The following is a 17,220-nucleotide window of genomic DNA, read 5'->3' on the forward strand; positions in this document are numbered from 1 at the left end:
CCCTCACTCCGGCCGCCCCAGCCACTCCAGCGCCGCCGCCGTCAGCGCCGTCACGCCGGTGGTGACGGCCGGTTCGGGCACGGGTGCGAAGCGCGGCGAGTGGTTGGACGGGATGTCGCGGTCCACGGCGCCCGCGGCCTGTGCCGCGGCGTACGTCGCGGGGTCGCAGCCGCCGAACAGCCAGTAGCAGACCGGGGCCTTGGCCGCCGTGCCGAGGATCCCCACGTCCTCGCTGCCGGTCACGGGCCCCGGGTCGATCACCTGCCCCTCGCCGACGACCGCGCCGATCGCACCCATGGTCCTGGCCACCGCCACCTCGTCGTTGACGAGCACGGGGAACGCGTCGAGCTGCGTGAACTCCGGCTCGCGCGCGGCCCCCGCCACCCACGCCTCACCGCGCACGATCCGCTCGACGGCGGCCCGCATCCGGGCCCGGACGTCCTCCTTGTAGGAGCGGATGCTCAGCCGCAGCTCGGCCTCGTCCGGGATGACGTTGTCCACCGTGCCCGCCCGCAGCGACCCCACGGTGAGCACGGCCGTCTCCCCCGCCGGGACCTCGCGCGAGACGACGGTCTGCAACCGCATCACCGTCGCGGCGGCCATCACCACGGGGTCGACGGACGCCTCCGGCCGGGAGCCGTGCGCGCCCTTGCCGTACATGACGACCTTCAGCGAGTCGGTGGCCGCGAACGCCGCTCCGGCGTGACAGGCCACCATGCCCGCGGGCAGCGGCGCGACATGCTGGCCGAGCACCACGTCCGGCGTCCCGAAGCGCTCGAAGATGCCGTCGTCGACCATCGCCTGCGCACCCTCGCCGATCTCCTCGGCGGCCTGGAACGCGGCGACGATCCGCCCGCGCCAGCTCGCGCGCGCCTCCGCGAGCAGCTTCAGGGCGCCAAGGAGGCAGGTGACGTGCATGTCGTGGCCGCAGGCGTGCATCACGCCCTCGGTGCGGGAGGCGTAGGGCAGGCCGGTGCGTTCGACTAGGGGCAGGGCGTCGAAGTCGGCGCGCAGCAGGACGGTGGGACCCTCGCCGTTGTCGAGGACGGCCACGACGCCGGTGCGACCGACGCCGGGCGTGACGTCGCAGCCGTACGCCGTGGCGCGCCGGGCGATCTCGGCGGCGGTGCGGTGCTCCTCGAAGGACAGCTCCGGGTGGGCGTGCAGGTCCTGGTACAGGGCGACGAGCTCGGGCAGGGCGGCGTCGAGGCCGCGCAGGGCGGGGGGTGGGGACCCGGCGGGCGGATCCTGCGGCTGGGACGGGGAGTTGCTGACGCCCATGCGACGCTCCTTCGGCACGCGGTTGCGGCGTCGCCCCGCGGCCCCGGCGGCCGACGGCTCACGCCTCCCAAGTGCTGCCCACGGCCCACCAGTCACACACCTGTGCGCCCTCGCGCCCGCCGCACACCCGGTTCAGCGGTCGCCGTCCCCCGCCCCGATCGCGTTCAGCGTGAACGTCTCCAGCTCGTCCGCCGCCGCGTCCAGGTCGAGATCGGGGTGGGCCAGCCAGTGGCCGATGACGCCGTCGATGGCGCCGCCGACGGCGAGGGAGACGGTGCGGACGTCGAACGGGCGGAAGCTGCCCGCCCGCTGGCCCGCGGCCAGGAGGTCGGCGAGCGCCTGCCAGCGGCCCGCGGTGTCGTGGGCGCCGGGGGTCTTGAGGCGGGTGCCGCCGTGGTCGTCCAGGAGCATCTCCGTGATGACCCGGACGTGGCGGCGGTGCGCCTGCTGGTAGCCGATCATCGCGCGGACGTAGGCGATGACGGCGGCGCGCGGGTCCGCCTCGGCCGCGACGCGTGCGCCGACGTACGCGGTGAACTCCTCCAGGACGTGGTCCAGGGTCGCGCGGGTGAGGTTGTCCTTCGAGGAGAAGTGGTAGAGGACGGCCGCCTTGGACAGGCCCGCCTGTTCCGCGATGGCGGACAGGGACGTCGCGGGGTAGCCCTTGGTGGAGATCAGGTCGATCGTGCACTCGATGAGCTGACGGCGGCGCGCCTGTTCGGTGAACGTCGGGGAGTCCCCGCTGCGACCGGCGCGTCGGGAAGCCATGGTGAGCACCTCTTGTCTCCGTCACTCACGCGTGGGTCCTCCTCGCGCATCGAACGGTGTCCGACCGTACACCAGCCCGTTCCGCGCGGCTTCGCCTCACCGTTCCAGTACGGCCATCGCGGCGTTGTGCCCGGGGATGCCGCTGACCCCGCCCCCGCGCAGCGCGCCCGCGCCGCACAGCAGGACGTTCGCGTGCCGGGTCTCCACGCCCCAACGGCCCGCCTGTCCCCGCTGGTCGGGGGCGCTCTCGGCCGCGTACGGGAAGGACAGGTCGCCGTGGAAGATGTTGCCGCCGGGCAGACGCAGATCGCGCTCCAGGTCCAGCGGGGTCTTCGCCTCGACGCACGGGCGGCCGTCCGCGTCGGTGGCCAGGCAGTCGGCGATCGGCTCGGCCAGGTGCGCGTCGAGCTGGGCGAGGGCCGACGAGAGGAGTTCGGTGCGCAGGGCGTCGTTGGTGGCGTCGGTGAAGAGGCGGGCGGGGGTGTGCAGGCCGAAGAGCGTCAGGGTGTGGCAGCCGCGGTCGACGAGGTCCTGGCCGAGGACGGTCGGGTCCGTGAGGGAGTGGCAGTAGATCTCGGAGGGCGGTGCCACGGGGAGTCCGCCCGCCTCCGCCTGCGCGTGGGCCCGCGCCAGCTCCCCGTATCCCTCGGCGATGTGGAAGGTCCCGGCGAAGGCCTCGCGCGGGTCGACGTCGGGGTCGCGCAGCGCGGGCAGCCGGTCGAGGAGCATGTTCACCTTGAGTTGGGCGCCTTCGGCCGGGGGCGGCGGCGCGTCCCCGGTCAGCACGGCGAGCTGCTGCGGCGAGGCCCCCACCAGGACGTGCCGGGCCCCGACCGTGCCCTCGCCGTCCGCCGTCCGGTACGTCACCTCGGCACGGCGGCCGTCGGTCTCGACGCGGGTCACCTCGTGGCCGGTGTGCAGGTCGGCGCCGGCCGCGCGGGCGGCCTCGGTGAGGGCGCGGGTCAGGGCGCCCATGCCGCCGACGGGGACGTTCCAGTCGCCCGTTCCGCCGCCGATCACGTGATAGAGGAAGCAGCGGTTCTGGCGCAGGGACGGGTCGTGGGCGTCGGCGAACGTGCCGATCAGCGCGTCCGTGAGGACCACACCGCGCACCAGGTCGTCGGCGAACCGCTCCTCGACCGCCCGGCCGATGGGCTCCTCGAACAGCATGCGCCAGGCGGTCTCGTCGTCGACACGGCCGCGCAGTTCCTTCTTCGTCGGCAGCGGTTCGGTGAGGGTGGGGAACACCCGGGTGGCGACGTGGGCCGTGCGCGCGTAGAAGTCCCGCCAGGCCGTGTACTCGCGGTCGTCGCCGGTGAGCCGGGCGAACGACTCCCGGGTACGGGCCTCGCCGCCGCCCACGAGCAGCCCCGTGGGGCGCCCTTCGCGGACCGTCGGCGTGTACGACGACACCGTGCGGGTGCGCACCCGGAAGTCCAGGTCCAGGTCCCGCACGATCTTCCGCGGCAGCAGGCTCACCAGGTACGAGTAGCGGGAGAGGTTGGCGTCCATGCCGGGGAAGGGGCGCGTCGACACGGTGGCCCCGCCGGTGTCGGGCAGCCGTTCGAGGAGCAGCACGGAGTGGCCCGCGCGGGCCAGGTAGGCGGAGGCAACCAGGGCGTTGTGGCCGCCGCCGACCACCACTGCGTCGTAGCTGGATCGCATGATCCTTGGTAGCACGGAATCGAGCGGTTGTCCGGGGGCGGGAGCGAAGCGGTGGCCGGGGTGCGTTCCCGGCACCGTTCGTCCCGTACGACCCAGGTACCGCTTGAGTACGGGTACTCATGCCCGTCGCGCCGCGCCGACGCAGGATTCCCTCCATGGCAAAGATCAGCATGGCCCCCGAGCAGCGTCGCAAGGCCGTGAGAGCGACGGCGGCGGGCCTGGGGATCGTCGCGGCGTTCGCGGGTCTCATCGGCTTCGCCCGGTGGTTCGAGGGAGTCTGGCAGGGCGACCCGTACCCCGTCGCCGATCCCGCGGCGACGTCCCGGCACCTGGACGAGCGCAGCCAGACGGTCTACGACGCGCTGGCGCTGCCGGACGCCCGGCTCGACGCCGCGCGGTCCGGGCCGCGCGCGTACACCGACGCCTACAACTGCGACCGCCGTGGCCTGCGCACCTGGTCCGACGCGCTCGACCCCTCGCCGCCGAGCGAGCCGCACGTGGTCAGCGTCAGCTACGACTGGACCCTGCGGGACGTCCCCCGCGCCCGGGCGGTGACCGCCCTCCAGCACGCGCGCGAGGAACTGACCCGCCAGGGCTGGCGGGTGGCCGAGCACCAGAACGACCGCTACGGCCTGGAGCTGAGCATGCGGCCCCCGAAGGACGGCACGTCGGTCGCGATCACGGCCTACCCCGGCGGCCGCCTGGAGGTCTCCGCGTACGCCGACTGCGCCCGTTACCCCAAGGGCACCCCGATGGACATGGACGGCGATCCGGAACTCGCCGCCATGCGCGCACCCGTCCAGCTCCGCGGCTGACCGGGACGGGCAGGCCGCGCCCCGCGCCTCAGTGCGCCCCGGACGCCCGCTGCTGCCGCAGTGCCGCCACCCTTCGGTACAGCTCCACCGCCTCCGTGCCCCGGCCCAGCTGCTCCAGGCAGTGGGCCTCGTCGTTGCGGCTCGCGAGGGTGTCGGGGTGGTCGGGGCCGAGGACCTGTTCGCGGGCGGCGGCCACCCTCCTGTACTCGGTGAGGGCGTCCGGCCACCGCCCGAGCCAGCCGAGGCCGACGGCGACCTCGCGGCGGCTGACCAGAGTGTCCGGATGGCCCGCGCCCAGGACGCGTTCGCGGATCGCGCACACGTCGCGGGCCTCCGCGAGGGCCTCCTCCCAGCGGCCGAGGCGGCCCAGGTTCACGCCGAGGCCGTGCCGGGCGCGCAGGGTCTCGGGGTCGGCGGGGCCGTTCACGCGGGTGCGGTCCTCGATCAGGGCGCGGTACAGCTCCAGGGCCTCCGCGCTGCGGCCGAGCCGTCCGAGGCTGATGCCGACCTCGTAGCGCGCCGCGAGGGTGTCGGGGTGGTCGGCGCCGAGCGCCCGCGTCCGCGCCTCGGCCACGTCGCGGTACGTCTGCAGCGCTTCCGGCCAGTGCCCCAACTGGCCGAGGGCGTACGCGACTTCGTAGCGGGTGACGAGGGTGTCGGGGTGGGTGGCGCCGAGGACGCGGGCCCGGGCGGCGGCCACGTCGCGGGCCAGGCGGTAGGAGTCCTCGAGGCGGCCCAGGCGGCTGAGGTTGAACGCCAGGTTGTGGCGACATCGCAGGGTGTCGGGGTGGTCGGGGCCCACGGTGCGCTCCCGGGCGCCGAGCACCTGCGTGTACACCTGGTGCGCCTCGAAGTGCCGCCCGAGCTGGCCGAGGACGTACGCCATCTCCTGGCGGGCGGCGAGGGTGTCCAAGTGGTCGGCGCCCAGGGCGCGTTCGCGGCCCTCGGCGACGCGGCCGTACTCGCGCAGGGCGTCCGCGGGGCGCCCGGTGCGGCTGAGCGTGAAGCCGACCTCGTACCGGCTGGCGAGGGTGTCGGGGTGGTCGGGGCCGAGGATGTGCTCGCGCTCGGCGGCGACGGCCCGGTGCACCTCGCCCGCCTCCGCCCAGCGGCTGAGGCGGCCGAGGCTCAGGCCCGCGTTGTGGCGGCTGACGAGGGCGGCGACGACCGACGGCGGCGGCGCGGGCCGCTCCGGCGCGGGCGCGGGAAGCACGGTGTGCCGGCCGGTGGGGCGCGGGATCCACTCGCCGGTCAGGCCCGCGGCGGCGTCCGGCGGTGTGGTGCGCAGACCGGCGCCGGTCGCCTTGTGGCCGGTGGTCATGCCGCGCGTCCAGGGCGGCAGGGCGGGCTCGCGGTGCGGCTCGGGGCGCGCCCGGCGCTCGGGGTGTGCGGCCTCGGGGCGGCGCAGGCAGGGCGAGACGACGGTGGGGACGTAGGCGGCGGGGGCGCTGCGGCCCGCGGTGATGCGGCGGCCGAGTTCACGGGCGTCGGCGGGGCGTTCGTCGGGGTGCTTGGCGAGCAGGTCGAGGACGATCCGGTCGAAGTACACGGGCAGTTCGCCGCGGTGGCGGCGGGGCGGCTCGGGCGCGGTGTCGCGGTGGCCGACGAGGACCGCCCAGGCGTCCTCCATGTCGAACGGCGGGGCGCCGGTGGCGAGTTCGTACAGCACGCAGCCGAACGAGTAGAGGTCGCTGCGCTGGTCGACCTCGGCGCCGCTGATCTGCTCGGGCGACATGTAGTGCGGGGTGCCCATGGCGATGCCGGTGCCGGTGAGGCGGGAGGTGAAGCCGATGTCGTGACCGAGCCGGGCGATGCCGAAGTCGCAGATCTTCACCGTGCCGTCGACGAGCCGCATGATGTTGGCGGGCTTCAGGTCGCGGTGCACGATGCCCTGTTCATGGGTGTACGCGAGCGCGGACGCGACCTGGTCGGCGATGTCCACGACGTCGGTGACGGGCAGCGGGTGCTGTCTGTTGTCCTCCAGGAGCTGGCTCAGGTTGCGGCCCTCGAGCAGCTCCATGACCAGGAACAGCACGCCGTCGTTCTCGCCGAAGTCGTGCACGACGGTCACACCGCGGTGCTGGAGCGCCGCCGCGACCCGCGCCTCGCGCCGGAACCGCTCCCGCAGGACCCGGGTGAACGACTGGTCGTGCTGGGGCCCGAGCGGCTTGAGGCACTTGACGGCGACCTTGCGGCCGAGCGATTCGTCGCGTGCCCGCCACACCTCGCCCATGCCGCCGCGCCCGATCAGGTCGAGCAGTCGGTACCGGCCCTGGATCAGCCTGGTGTCCGCCATCGCGTGCCGTCGCCCCCGTTGCCTCGCTGCGCCCTCCCCGGCCCGTCCAGTATGGCGTCCCGTCTGTCGACTTTGTACGGCACACGGCGCGGGTCGGGGCGGCTGCCGGGGCCGAGGCGGGCCATGGCGCGCAGGATGTGCTTCGGCGGGAGCTGCCAGCGCACCCGGGCGGGCACGAGGCGCAGCAGGGTGCCGGTGGCGGCCAGGCGGCGGGTGACCGTCGGCGGCGGGGGCGCGGGCCTGCCGTACAGCTCGTGGGCGTAGCGGGGCAGGGACGCGTACGCGAGGTTGGCCACGCGCCGCCACAGCAGGGCGCGCGCCGGGATCAGCAGGGTCCGGGTGGGCGGCCGTCGCAGGAAGTCGTCGACGGCGCGGGCCTCGGGGCCGACGGCGAGCTGGGGGCGCACCTTCTCGAAGTAGGCGGCGAGTTCGGCGGTGGAGGACGGTACGCCGTCGGGGTCGAGGCCGACCAGGCGGGCGCTCTCGCGGTGTTCGGCCACGTAGCGGTCGGCGGCCGCGTCGTCGAGGGGGTAGCCGGAGCGGCGCAGGACGTGGAGGTAGGAGTCGATCTCCGCGCAGTGCACCCACAGGAGCAGGTCGGGCTCGTCGACGCCGTAGCGCTCGCCGGTGTCCGGGTCGGTGGCGGAGAGCATCGAGTGGATCTTGCGGACGCGGGCGCCCGCCTTCTCCGCGGCCTGCGTGGTGCCGTACGTCGTCGTGCCCACGAAGTTCGCGGTGCGCATCAGGCGGCCCCAGGCGTCCTTCCTGAAGTCCGAGTTCTGCATGACGCCGCGTACCGCGCGCGGGTGCAGCGCCTGGAAGTACAGCGCCCGCACGCCCGCGACCCACATCATCGGGTCTCCGTGCGCCTGCCAGGTCACCGACGAGGGCCCGAAGAGCCCGGCGTCCGCCTCGCGCATGCCGTCACCTCCCTCTCGCAGGTTACGCACACCGCGCGGCCCGCGATACGGCCGTGAGCGGCCCGCCTCGTGTCCGTGCGGCGGCACGGGCACGAGACGGTCGCCTGGCTGGCCCGGAGGACTCGGGACTACTGTCCCAGTTCGCCGTTCGGGCTCGCCGCGTCCACGGCGAGCGGCAGCATCTCGGCGACCTTCTGCGCGATCTCGTCCGCGGTGGAGCCGGTGACCGTGGCTATCCGGGCGATGTGCCCGCCGAGGACCTTGCCCAGCTCGTCCGCGGTGACGGGCAGGTTCTCGCCCGTGCTCAGCCAGGAGTCGACCTTGTCGCCGAGGCCGGCCTGACGCAGCTCATCGAAGGCGGCGCCGACCTGGCTGCCGTCGTAGAGGGTGGCGATGAGGAGCTGCTCCAGGGGGGTGGCCGGGGCTTCGAAGGCAGCCATGTGTTTCTCCCATACGTTGCATGTGGATCGATGGTCCCGGGCACCGCGGCCGAGCGCCGTCGCGGGGATGCGACCGCGTTCTTCCTGCTGCCGATGTGCCCTTGTGGGACCAGACGTGAGGCTGCCGTCCGACGGTTGCCCGGCATTTTCGGCGGGGCAAGGAACCGGCCACGCCTCCCGTGAACACGGCCCGGCCGGGACCGACTTTCGGCCACGTGGAGACGGCCGCGCGGTGAACTCCCCGTTGCCGCGCCCGAGTCGGGCCGCGCCCGCGTGGTCGGACAAGCGCACAGAACGGCATATTGTCCGCCGCATGACTTCTGTTTGGAGCACCCGCCTCGCTGTGGCCGGATCCGCGGCGGCCGTCGTCGCCACGATGCTCGTGAACGCCCCACCGGCCTCCGCCGCGATGCCGTTCGGGGCGGTGGACCCCGCCACCGTCGCGCAGTTCAGACTCCACCAGGTCGTCGCCGGGGGCGGCGCCGACGGCACGGACGCCGCGGTCGCGGCCGTGGAGCGGACCGGCGCCGTCACGACCGTCGACGTCGGCACCGTCCTCAACACGGGCGGCAGCACCGGCATCGCGGGCCTCTGCCACGACACGGGCCTGTCCGCGGGCCTCAAGCCCGCCGGACACTGCTGGAAGAAGGAGGACGACCGGTCGAGCAGCTGGAACGCCACGGAGGGCGGCTGGACCCCGCAGGGCCTCTCCCTGCCGTACAGCGACAGCGGCGCGCCCACCGACGGCAAGTGGAAGGGCGTCCCCGCCCATGCCGTGACCTGGCACCACAGCACGGACCTCGGCAACCCCGACCCGGCGAAGCGGCGCGGTGACGAGTACGCCCGGCTCACGCTGGTGAACGCGAAGAACGCCGCGCCCAACTACCACAACCTGCTTCTGGTCCAGCCCGTCAAGAAGGCCGACGGCAAGGGCGACTTCCGCGTGGTCCCGCGCAATCACGTCGACGGTGTCGTCTGGTACGGCGACCGTGCCTTCGTCGCCAACGGCCGCTACCTCCAGGTCTACGACCTGCGGCACATCTGGAAGCTCAACAAGCAGGGCAAGGAGGTCGGCATCTCGGGCACGACCTCGTCGGGCCTGTGGCACAACTACGCCGTCCCGATGGTCGCGATGTACCGGACCACCACCGGCGACGCCCCCTGCTCCGTCACCTCGGGCACCACCCCCTGCCTCAACTCCCTGAGCCTCGACCGCGCCGGCGGCCAGGACTCCCTCGTCTCGGCCGAGTACAAGAAGGACGCCGCGGGCGGCCGCGTCGTGCGCTGGCCGCTCGACGCCACCACCAAGCTCCCCAAGGGCACCGCCTCGGCCGCGTACTCGTCCCCGGTCTGGTCCATGCAGGGCGCGGCCACCGACGGCACGAACTGGTACCTGGCGGGCACCTGTCCGACGGGCTCGGGCGGCGGCACCCCCAGCGATCCGTACTCCTGCGTCCACAAGGCCCAGGCGAACGCCGCGCCGCACGTCATGACGGCCGCCCCCGTCTACACCCAGAACCTCGCCTATTCCTGGACGACGGACAGGCTGTGGGGCGTCAACGAACGCATCAACTCCACGGTGGGCAAGCGGGTGGTGTTCTCCGTCAACACCCCCTGAGCAGACCGCAGGCCCCCCCTACTGTCTACTGTCGGCTGTCCGCCAGGGCTCGTGCTCCGGGAGCGCAACACTCCCGCAGCGCGGCGAACTCGGCGGCGGGCAGCCGACGGGAGGAGCCACGGCGACTGCCGTCGAGCCGCGCGGCCCCGGTGTCGAGCCACTGCGGGAGCGGCTCGACACCGATGAACTCGGCCAGTCGCGCCAGCTCCGCGCGGGGCTCGTCGAGCAGGTCCTCGTACGCGAGCGTGGTCCGCATCCCGGCGGGCACCTCGCCGAGACGGTCCACGCCCTGGGTGACCAGCTCCGACCACAGCGCCCCGAATCCGGTCAGCGGCAGATCGCTTTCCAGTACGAGGGCGGGGTCGAACCGCTCCCCCAGCAGGGGCGCCAGTTCGGGCGGCAGGGAGCGGACCTGGTCCTCGGTCAGGTTCTCGACGCGCTCGGCACCGGTCCGCGCGAGAATCTCGCGCAGCAGGAAGATCAGCCGGTAGCCCGTGTGCCGGCTCATGGACAGGGCGCAGTCGGGCCCGTCCCTGAACAGATGTACGAAGCGCGCCTCCGGGAACACCGCGCGCAACAGCGGCACCCGCTCCAGCGAATACCCGGACCGCTCGACGGCCACCGTGCGCCCGAAGCGCGCACCCAACAGGTCGAACAGCGCCTCGTAGTGCCCCGCGGCCGTGCGCTCCGGCCAGCGGGGCACCTGCTCCTCCAACTCGTCGAAAAGCCCGTCCGGGTCGTCGGTCAGGTGCGGGAGCACCATCAGGGACAGCGCCGGTATCCCCGTGGTCTCCGTCGCGAAGCGTCCGGGACGGCGCGGATAGACGAACTCCGGCATCGGCACGCCGTTCCGGATCATCCGCTCGAACAACGGATTGGGCTCGGCGAGCAACCGCCAGAACTCCCCGCCCCCGAACACCCCCTCCGGGAAACCCCTGCTCTGCACCGACGACAACAGCTCGTTGAGGCTCAGCACATCCGGATGCGCGTTGACGATCCCGGACAACGCGGTCGACCCACTGCGGCCGGTACCGACGACGAACGTCAGGGTGCGCATATGGCGATTCTCCTTGGACGACGACCCGTACTGATCACGGGCAGGTTTCCCTGGGGGGCGTCGTCCGACGCCTGTCCCTGCGCGGGAGCACTGGGTCGTTCGGGCCACGTGACCGCACGGCGTGTCAGCGGCGCACCCGCGGCATCCCCAGGCCGATCCACGAGATGATCTCGCGCTGGATCTCGTTGTTGCCGCCGCCGAAGGTGAAGATGACCGCCGAACGGTAGCCGCGTTCCAGTTCGCCGTGGAGGACGGCGCCCGCCGAGGCCTCCTTCAGGGCGCCTGCGGCGCCGATGACTTCCATGAGCCAGACGTAGGCCTCGCGGCGGGCCTCGGAGCCGTAGACCTTGACGGCGGAGGCGTCCTGGGGGGTGAGGGTGCCGTCCTGGACGGCGTTCACCATTTGCCAGTTGAGGAGTTTCATCGCGTCGAGCTTGGTGTGGGTCTGGGCGAGGCGGCGGCGCACCCAGGGCAGGTCGATGACGCGGCGGCCGTCGGCGAGCTTGGTCTCGGTGGCCCAGCGCTGGACGTCGTGCAGGGCGCGGATGGCCATGGTGCCGTGGGCGGCGAGGGTGACGCGTTCGTGGTTGAGCTGGTTGGTGATCAGGCGCCAGCCCTTGTTCTCCTCGCCGACGCGGCGGGAGACGGGCACGCGGATGTTCTCGTAGTAGCTGGCCGTCGTGTCGTGCGAGGCCAGGGTGTTGATGAGGGTGCAGGAATAGCCGGGGTCCGACGTCGGCACGAGCAGCATGGTGATGCCCTGGTGCGGCGGGGCGTCGGGATCGGTGCGCACGGCCAGCCACACCCAGTCCGCCGTGTCGCCGTTGGTCGTCCAGATCTTCTGGCCGTCGACCGTGTAGTGGCCCGTGTCCTCGTCGCCCTCCCGGACGGCCCGGGTCTTCAGCGCCGCCAGGTCGGTACCCGCGTCGGGCTCGCTGTAGCCGATCGCGAAGTCGATCTCGCCGGACAGGATCCGCGGCAGGAAGTACGCCTTCTGCTCGTCCGTGCCGTACCGCATGAGCGTCGGGCCCACGGTGTTGAGGGCCATCAGCGGCAGCGGCACCCCGGCCTGGGCCGCCTCGTCGAAGAAGATGAACTGCTCCATCGGGGTCAGCCCGCGGCCGCCGTACTCCTCGGGCCAGCCGACGCCGAGCCAGCCGTCGGCTCCCAGGCGGCGGATCGTCTCGCGGTAGAACCGCTTCTGGGCGGCGGGCTCGCCGTAGCGGGTGTACGCGCGGTCGGGCACGAGTTCGGCGAAGTACGCGCGCAGTTCGGTGCGCAACCGCTGCTGCTCGGGGGTGTATTCGAGGTGCACGGGCCCTCCTGTCGTCCCTGCGCCCGACCCTGCCGTGGCGCTGCGGCTTGACGGCGGACAGAGTAGAACGTGTTTCAGTAAGGGGGAAGGGGGATGGGGGCGGGTGGGGGGGAGGGAGGGCGGCGGCTCGGGGGGGGCGCCTGCCGCCGGTCGGGTCCGTTCACGGTCGGGTCCGTTCCCGAGCGCGTCCGGTGGCCCCCGCCCTGTCGCAGCCTCGTTGCGGCCCGCCCCCTTGAGAGGCTGGCCGCATGACGAATGATCAGCCGGGGGCGGACGCGGGCGCCGAGACGCCCGGGGCGCGGGTCGGCAATCGGCACCCCCTCGCCCTGGTCCTCTTCGCGCTCACCGCGGTCAGCGGGTTCGTGGACGCCGTCACCTTTCTCGGGCTCGACCGGGTCTTCGCGGCGAACATGACCGGCAACGTCGTCGTCATCGGCTTCGCCACGGCCGGGGCGCCCGGGTTCTCCGTCACCGGGTCGTTGGTGTCGCTCGGCGCGTTCCTGGTGGGCGCGGCCGGGGCGGGACGGCTCGCGCGGGCGTTCCGGGGGCGGCGCCGGGTGCCGTGGGTGCGGGCCGCTCTCGTCGGCGAGGCGGTGCTGCTGGGGGCCGCGACCGCCCTCGCGTTCGCGGGCGCCGCCGACGCCACGTACGCCCTGATCGCACTGCTCGCCCTCGCGATGGGGCTGCGCAACGGCACCGTCCTCAAGCTGAACGTGCCGGACCTGACCACGACCGTCCTGACGCGCACGCTCACCGGGCTCGCCGCCGAGTCCCGGCTCGCGGGCGGCGCGGACCGGCTCGCGGTCCGGCGGGTCGGCGCGACCCTCGCGATGATCGCGGGGGCGCTGCCCGGCGCCTGGCTCGTTCTGCACCACGGGATCGGCTGGCCGCTGCTCGTTGGCACCGCGGCGGTGACGGTCGTGGCCTGCGTGTATCGCGAGAGGCCGGAGGTGACTCCTGAGGAGTCGGGCCCCTAGTCCGACACGCGCGGTTTCAAGACGCACTCCTAGCTTAGACATTGTCTCGGTTTGGTCACAGCCCCCAAAAGGCTGAACAGGCGTGAGCGCGGCGCCCGTACTCACGCCACGAAGGCCCACGAAAGCCCGGGCGACCGAGCGACCACATCACTAGGAGACCTCTCATGTTCAGCAAGAACACCCGGCCGGCCATGCTCTTCACGTCCTTCGCAGCGGCGGGCGCACTGCTCCTCACCGCGTGCGGCGGCGGTGGCGACGACGGCGACTCGAAGGCCGCGGGCGACGCCCCCGCAGCCAACGCCCCGGCCGCCGACGGCCAGTCGGGCGGCGGCGGCACGATGGACCTCTCGCTGCGCTCGGGCACCGCCGAGCAGAACAACGCCCAGCGGCGCACCGGCGATTGGGCCAACCCTCCGGGCAAGCCCGCCGACAAGCCCGTGCAGCGCAAGTGGGTCCAGCTGTCGGCGGGCCGGGCGGGCGACCTGAACCCGGTCGTGGTGAACGGCGCGGGCTTCACCCTCTACCGCTTCGACAAGGACACGGCACGGCCGTCCAGGTCCAACTGCGCCGGCGCCTGCGCCACCACCTGGCCGCCCGTCCTGGTGAACCCGGGCGGCAAGATCTTCGTCGACGGCGTGAAGCCCTCGGACGTCGGCGTCATCAAGCGGGACGACGGCACCCGCCAGGTGACCATCGGCGGCTGGCCCGTCTACCGCTTCAGCAAGGACACCAAGCCCGGCGACACCAACGGCCAGGGCGTGGGCGGCACTTGGTTCGGCGTGACGCCGAACGGACAGAAGTCGGGGCAGCCCGCGGGCGGCGGCACGGGCGCCGACGAAGGCTCCGGCGAGGGCTCGGGCCAGGCGGGCGGTGGCCAGGCCGCCGCCCCCGCCACCAGCGCGATCCTCTTCGACGACGCCAACTTCCCCGGCGACGGCGTCGCGCAGGGCGTGGCGGGCAAGGGCTGCCAGAACGTGGCGCGCCCGAAGGTGGCGTCCTCCATCTCGGCGAGCGGCTCGCTGAAGCTCTGGTCGAAGGCCGACTGCAAGGGCGAGTCGAAGGTGATCAACGGCGACGTGGCGGACCTGGCCACCATCGGCTTCGACAACAAGACCAGCTCGGTCGCGTTCGGCTGACGGCCATCGCGGTCGCCTGACGGCCATCGCGGTCGACTGACAGCCATCGCGGTCGACTGCCGGGTCATCACGGTCGGCTGACGAACCATCATGCCCCTCCCTCCCGGACCCGCGCCGCACACCCCTCACACCCGGACCCGCGCCACATGCCCGTCCGGACGGATCAGCGCCGAGCCCACCCCCACCCAGTCGGGGTGGGCCTCGGCCAGCGGCCCCTCGTGGACGACGACGTCCGGCGAGGGGCCGTCGGCGTGCCCGGCGCCGGTGAGGTCGAGGAGCACGTGGCGGCCCGGGCGCAGCAGGTCGAACAGGGCGCGCCCGCCCGCGAGCCGCAGGTTCGGGGCACGGCGGCCGGTGAGCGGGTGGCTGTCGGCGTCGGCCGCGTACGCCACCGACAGGCCCGAAAGCCCTTCGGCCAGGCGCCGGGAGAACTCCGGTACGGCGGCGATGGCGCCGCTGAGCAGGTCGCGCAGGGCGGCTCCGTCACCGGAGTACGCCGTCATCAGGGCGGTCTGGGCGCGGGTGTTCTCGATCAACTCGGCGCCGACCGGGTGGCGTTCGCTGTGGTAGGTGTCGAGGAGCCCGTCCGGCGCCTCGCCGCGCACGGTCGCGGCCAGCTTCCAGCCGAGGTTGGCGGCGTCCTGCACCCCGACGTTGAGGCCGACCCCGCCCGCCGGGAAGTGCATGTGCGCGGCGTCGCCCGCGAGCAGCACCCGGCCCTTGCGGTACGTCTCCGCCTGCCGTGCCGCGTTCCCGAACCGCGAGAGCCAGCGCGGGTCGCGCATGCCGAAGTCGTCGCCGCTGATGCGCAGGACCTTCGCCCGCAGCTCATCGAAGGTCAACTCCCCCGGCCAGTCATGCTGTTGGTCCTCCGGTGTGTGGCCGACGAAGCGGTGGACGCCACCGGGCAGGCCCACGCAGAGCAGTCCGCCCCGCGGGGTCGACATGCTGAGGACGGGCCGGGCGGGCGGCGCGTCCAGGACGACGTCGCCGAGCCAGCCCCACACCGTGGCGTCGCTGCCGGGGAAGCCGATGCCCGCCGCGTCGCGCACGGTGCTGCGGGTGCCGTCGCAGCCGACGACGTACGCCGCCTCCGTCTCGTACGGGCCACTGGGGCCCATGACCTCCACGCGCACGCCGGACGGATCCTCGGTCAGGCCCGTCAGGCGGTGGCCGCGCCGGATGTCGGCGCCCGCGGCGCGCGCGTGCCCCTCCAGGAGCGCTTCCGTGCGGGCCTGCGGCAGGGCGAGCGTGAACGGGTACGGGGTGTCGAGGACGCCGAAGTCGAGGCGGTGGTCGAGGGCCGCGAAGTGCCCGTCGGGCAGGCGCAGGCCTTCGGCGAGGAACGGCTCGACGACGCCGCGGCACGCCAGGACCTCCAGGGTGCGGGGGTGCACGGTCAGGGCCTTGGAGTGCGGGGACGGCGTGGCGCGCTGCTCCAGGACGGTCACCGGCACGCCGCCCAGGCGCAGTTCGGCGGCGAGCCACAGGCCGACGGGGCCTGCTCCGGCGATGAGGACGTGCTGGTGCTGCCGGTTTCGGCGGTTCGCTTCTTCTGCGTGCTTCGTGCGCACGGGCCTCTCCTTCGAGTCACACTTGGTCAGTGACCAAGTAGCCTGACCGTCAGTAGACTAGGTCAGTGACCAAAAAGCAAGGGACGCCCGCCCGGACCGAGAGCGGCTACCGCGCGGGCCTGACGCCCGGCGCCGTGGCGCGCGCGGCTCTCGACGTACTCGCCGACAAGGGCGCCGACGGACTCTCGGTGCGGGCGACGGCGGAGCGCCTGGGCGTGCGGATGAACACCGTGCTGTGGCACGCCAAGACCAAGACCAGGCTCCTGGAGCTGATGGCCGACGCGATCGTCGCCGAGATCTCCCTCGACGGCCTGCCCGACAAGTGGCGGGCGCGCGTGCGTGAACTCATGCGCCGCTACCGGAGCGCGCTGCTCGCGCACCGGGACGGCGCGCGGATCGTGGCGGGCACCTACGCGGCCGAGCCCGCCACCCTCCTCTTCGCCGAAACGCTCACGACGGCACTCCTGGAAGGCAGCCCGGCGGACTCGGCCGACCGGTCAGACCGATCAGACCGGTCAGATCCAGCGGGCCCGGCGGGCGAGCGCGAGGCGGCGTGGACGGCCTGGAGCCTGCTCTACTTCGTCCTCGGCCTGACGCAGGAGGAGCAGTCGCTGCCGGAGACGACCGACCCCCGCTTCACCCGGTCGCTGGAGTCGGGCGCGTACCCGTCGCTGCGGCGCCTCGCACCGTACTTCCGCGACCCGTCGTTCGAGGGTCGCTTCGAGCACGGCCTCGATCTGCTCCTCGGGACCGGGGTGACTCAGGACCCGCCCCCGACCGGCCGGGCCTAGGCGCCGTCGGCCGCCGCCCGCAGCGCCGCCACGTCGATCTTCTGCATCGTGAGCATCGCCGCCATGGCCCGCTGCGCCCGCTCCGGATCGGGGTCGGTCATCAGGGCGCCGAGCTCGTCGGGGACGACCTGCCAGGACAGGCCGTACTTGTCCTTCAGCCAGCCGCACTGGCTCTCCTGGCCGCCGTCGGCGGTCAACTCGGTCCAGTAGTGGTCGACCTCCTCCTGGTCGGCGCAGCCGATCTGGAAGGAGACGGCCTCGTCGAAGGTGAACTCCGGTCCGCCGTTGATGCCGGTGTAGTCCTGGCCGTCCAGGGAGAATTCGACCGTCAGGACCGTACCGGCCGGGCGCGGTCCCGCCTCGCCGTAGTACGACACGTTCGTGACCTTGGAGTTCGGGAACACGGAGACGTAGAACTCGGCGGCCTCCAGTGCCTGGGTGTCGAACCAGAGGTTGGGCGTGATCTTGGGCATGGCGCTCTCCTGTCGTCCGCATGGCCTTCGCTTGTCTGTACTGACCCTCGCTCCGGTCGAAACTCATCGCCACCGGACGCCCCGATGTCTTGGC

The 17,220-nt window shown here is 73.2% G+C and carries 15 protein-coding genes; 5 read left to right on the forward strand and 10 right to left on the reverse strand.

Features of this window, described 5'->3' with window-relative positions; translation table 11 throughout:
- Window positions 1–3 precede the first annotated feature (3 nt).
- The 3 genes from ACZ6AA_RS09635 to ACZ6AA_RS09645 all read right to left on the reverse strand — a co-directional run bounded on the left by ACZ6AA_RS09635 (window position 4) and on the right by ACZ6AA_RS09645 (window position 3,714).
- The gene (locus ACZ6AA_RS09635; RefSeq protein ID WP_468458166.1) at window positions 4–1,281 is read right to left on the reverse strand and encodes an amidohydrolase; all 1,278 of its coding nucleotides are present in this window, start codon (window positions 1,279–1,281) and stop codon (window positions 4–6) included.
- A 132-nt stretch (window positions 1,282–1,413) separates the two neighbouring features.
- The gene (locus ACZ6AA_RS09640) at window positions 1,414–2,049 is read right to left on the reverse strand and encodes a TetR/AcrR family transcriptional regulator (protein ID WP_468482051.1); all 636 of its coding nucleotides are present in this window, start codon (window positions 2,047–2,049) and stop codon (window positions 1,414–1,416) included.
- A gap of 96 nt (window positions 2,050–2,145) precedes the next feature.
- Window positions 2,146–3,714: a phytoene desaturase family protein gene (locus ACZ6AA_RS09645; RefSeq protein ID WP_471457230.1), complete on the reverse strand. Its 1,569-nt coding sequence runs from the start codon at window positions 3,712–3,714 to the stop codon at window positions 2,146–2,148.
- A 155-nt stretch (window positions 3,715–3,869) separates the two neighbouring features.
- On the opposite strand from ACZ6AA_RS09645, the gene ACZ6AA_RS09650 reads away from it, so the two are divergent.
- The gene (locus ACZ6AA_RS09650) at window positions 3,870–4,529 is read left to right on the forward strand and encodes a hypothetical protein (RefSeq protein WP_468482049.1); all 660 of its coding nucleotides are present in this window, start codon (window positions 3,870–3,872) and stop codon (window positions 4,527–4,529) included.
- A 28-nt stretch (window positions 4,530–4,557) separates the two neighbouring features.
- On the opposite strand, the gene ACZ6AA_RS09655 is transcribed toward ACZ6AA_RS09650, so the two are convergent.
- From ACZ6AA_RS09655 to ACZ6AA_RS09665, 3 genes are all read right to left on the reverse strand, one after another.
- Complete coding sequence (locus tag ACZ6AA_RS09655; protein WP_468482048.1) at window positions 4,558–6,825, reverse strand: serine/threonine-protein kinase; 2,268 nt, start codon at window positions 6,823–6,825, stop codon at window positions 4,558–4,560.
- On the reverse strand, window positions 6,807–7,745 hold the full coding sequence (locus ACZ6AA_RS09660) for an oxygenase MpaB family protein (protein WP_468458175.1): 939 nt from the start codon (window positions 7,743–7,745) through the stop codon (window positions 6,807–6,809). Before ACZ6AA_RS09660 ends, ACZ6AA_RS09655 begins: the two co-directional genes overlap by 19 nt.
- 128 nt (window positions 7,746–7,873) lie before the next feature.
- Complete coding sequence (locus tag ACZ6AA_RS09665; protein WP_468458177.1) at window positions 7,874–8,185, reverse strand: YidB family protein; 312 nt, start codon at window positions 8,183–8,185, stop codon at window positions 7,874–7,876.
- Between the two features lie 313 nt (window positions 8,186–8,498).
- Here ACZ6AA_RS09665 and ACZ6AA_RS09670 point away from each other — a divergent pair, with 313 nt between their 5' ends.
- Window positions 8,499–9,803: a hypothetical protein gene (locus ACZ6AA_RS09670; RefSeq protein ID WP_471457233.1), complete on the forward strand. Its 1,305-nt coding sequence runs from the start codon at window positions 8,499–8,501 to the stop codon at window positions 9,801–9,803.
- Between the two features lie 25 nt (window positions 9,804–9,828).
- Here the strand turns inward: ACZ6AA_RS09670 and ACZ6AA_RS09675 are convergent, their stop codons facing one another.
- Window positions 9,829–10,860 carry a sulfotransferase gene (locus ACZ6AA_RS09675; RefSeq protein WP_471457235.1) on the reverse strand — a complete coding sequence of 344 codons (1,032 nt, stop codon included), beginning with the start codon at window positions 10,858–10,860 and terminating at the stop codon, window positions 9,829–9,831.
- A gap of 124 nt (window positions 10,861–10,984) precedes the next feature.
- Entirely contained in the window at window positions 10,985–12,175 is a 1,191-nt protein-coding gene (locus tag ACZ6AA_RS09680; protein WP_471457237.1) for an acyl-CoA dehydrogenase family protein, read from the reverse strand.
- A 248-nt stretch (window positions 12,176–12,423) separates the two neighbouring features.
- Between ACZ6AA_RS09680 and ACZ6AA_RS09685 the strand changes: the two genes are divergently transcribed.
- Entirely contained in the window at window positions 12,424–13,152 is a 729-nt protein-coding gene (locus ACZ6AA_RS09685) for a YoaK family protein (RefSeq protein WP_471457239.1), read from the forward strand.
- Window positions 13,153–13,316: 164 nt separating this feature from the next.
- The gene (locus ACZ6AA_RS09690; RefSeq protein WP_471457241.1) at window positions 13,317–14,288 is read left to right on the forward strand and encodes a COG4315 family predicted lipoprotein; all 972 of its coding nucleotides are present in this window, start codon (window positions 13,317–13,319) and stop codon (window positions 14,286–14,288) included.
- 125 nt (window positions 14,289–14,413) lie between these two features.
- Here the strand turns inward: ACZ6AA_RS09690 and ACZ6AA_RS09695 are convergent, their stop codons facing one another.
- Window positions 14,414–15,862 carry an FAD-dependent monooxygenase gene (locus tag ACZ6AA_RS09695; RefSeq protein WP_471457243.1) on the reverse strand — a complete coding sequence of 483 codons (1,449 nt, stop codon included), beginning with the start codon at window positions 15,860–15,862 and terminating at the stop codon, window positions 14,414–14,416.
- A gap of 65 nt (window positions 15,863–15,927) precedes the next feature.
- Here ACZ6AA_RS09695 and ACZ6AA_RS09700 point away from each other — a divergent pair, with 65 nt between their 5' ends.
- A complete protein-coding gene (locus tag ACZ6AA_RS09700; RefSeq protein ID WP_471457245.1) occupies window positions 15,928–16,653 on the forward strand; it encodes a TetR/AcrR family transcriptional regulator C-terminal domain-containing protein in 726 nt (241 codons plus the stop codon).
- Here ACZ6AA_RS09700 and ACZ6AA_RS09705 read toward each other — a convergent pair.
- Complete coding sequence (locus ACZ6AA_RS09705; protein ID WP_468458193.1) at window positions 16,650–17,126, reverse strand: VOC family protein; 477 nt, start codon at window positions 17,124–17,126, stop codon at window positions 16,650–16,652. The genes ACZ6AA_RS09700 and ACZ6AA_RS09705 overlap by 4 nt on opposite strands.
- Window positions 17,127–17,220: the final 94 nt, after the last annotated feature.

The organism is Streptomyces sp. NPDC040610, assembly GCF_055594065.1.

What these genes read in the sequence shown, in the direction of transcription:
- ACZ6AA_RS09690 (WP_471457241.1), top strand. Translation starts at nt 13,317, where the DNA reads ATGTTCAGCAAGAACACCCGGCCGGCCATGCTCTTCACGTCCTTCGCA.
- ACZ6AA_RS09665 (WP_468458177.1), bottom strand. Translation starts at nt 8,185, where the DNA reads ATGGCTGCCTTCGAAGCCCCGGCCACCCCCCTGGAGCAGCTCCTCATC.
- ACZ6AA_RS09675 (WP_471457235.1), bottom strand. Translation starts at nt 10,860, where the DNA reads ATGCGCACCCTGACGTTCGTCGTCGGTACCGGCCGCAGTGGGTCGACC.
- ACZ6AA_RS09640 (WP_468482051.1), bottom strand. Translation starts at nt 2,049, where the DNA reads ATGGCTTCCCGACGCGCCGGTCGCAGCGGGGACTCCCCGACGTTCACC.
- ACZ6AA_RS09655 (WP_468482048.1), bottom strand. Translation starts at nt 6,825, where the DNA reads ATGGCGGACACCAGGCTGATCCAGGGCCGGTACCGACTGCTCGACCTG.
- ACZ6AA_RS09705 (WP_468458193.1), bottom strand. Translation starts at nt 17,126, where the DNA reads ATGCCCAAGATCACGCCCAACCTCTGGTTCGACACCCAGGCACTGGAG.
- ACZ6AA_RS09685 (WP_471457239.1), top strand. Translation starts at nt 12,424, where the DNA reads ATGACGAATGATCAGCCGGGGGCGGACGCGGGCGCCGAGACGCCCGGG.
- ACZ6AA_RS09670 (WP_471457233.1), top strand. Translation starts at nt 8,499, where the DNA reads ATGACTTCTGTTTGGAGCACCCGCCTCGCTGTGGCCGGATCCGCGGCG.
- ACZ6AA_RS09635 (WP_468458166.1), bottom strand. Translation starts at nt 1,281, where the DNA reads ATGGGCGTCAGCAACTCCCCGTCCCAGCCGCAGGATCCGCCCGCCGGG.
- ACZ6AA_RS09645 (WP_471457230.1), bottom strand. Translation starts at nt 3,714, where the DNA reads ATGCGATCCAGCTACGACGCAGTGGTGGTCGGCGGCGGCCACAACGCC.
- ACZ6AA_RS09660 (WP_468458175.1), bottom strand. Translation starts at nt 7,745, where the DNA reads ATGCGCGAGGCGGACGCCGGGCTCTTCGGGCCCTCGTCGGTGACCTGG.
- ACZ6AA_RS09650 (WP_468482049.1), top strand. Translation starts at nt 3,870, where the DNA reads ATGGCAAAGATCAGCATGGCCCCCGAGCAGCGTCGCAAGGCCGTGAGA.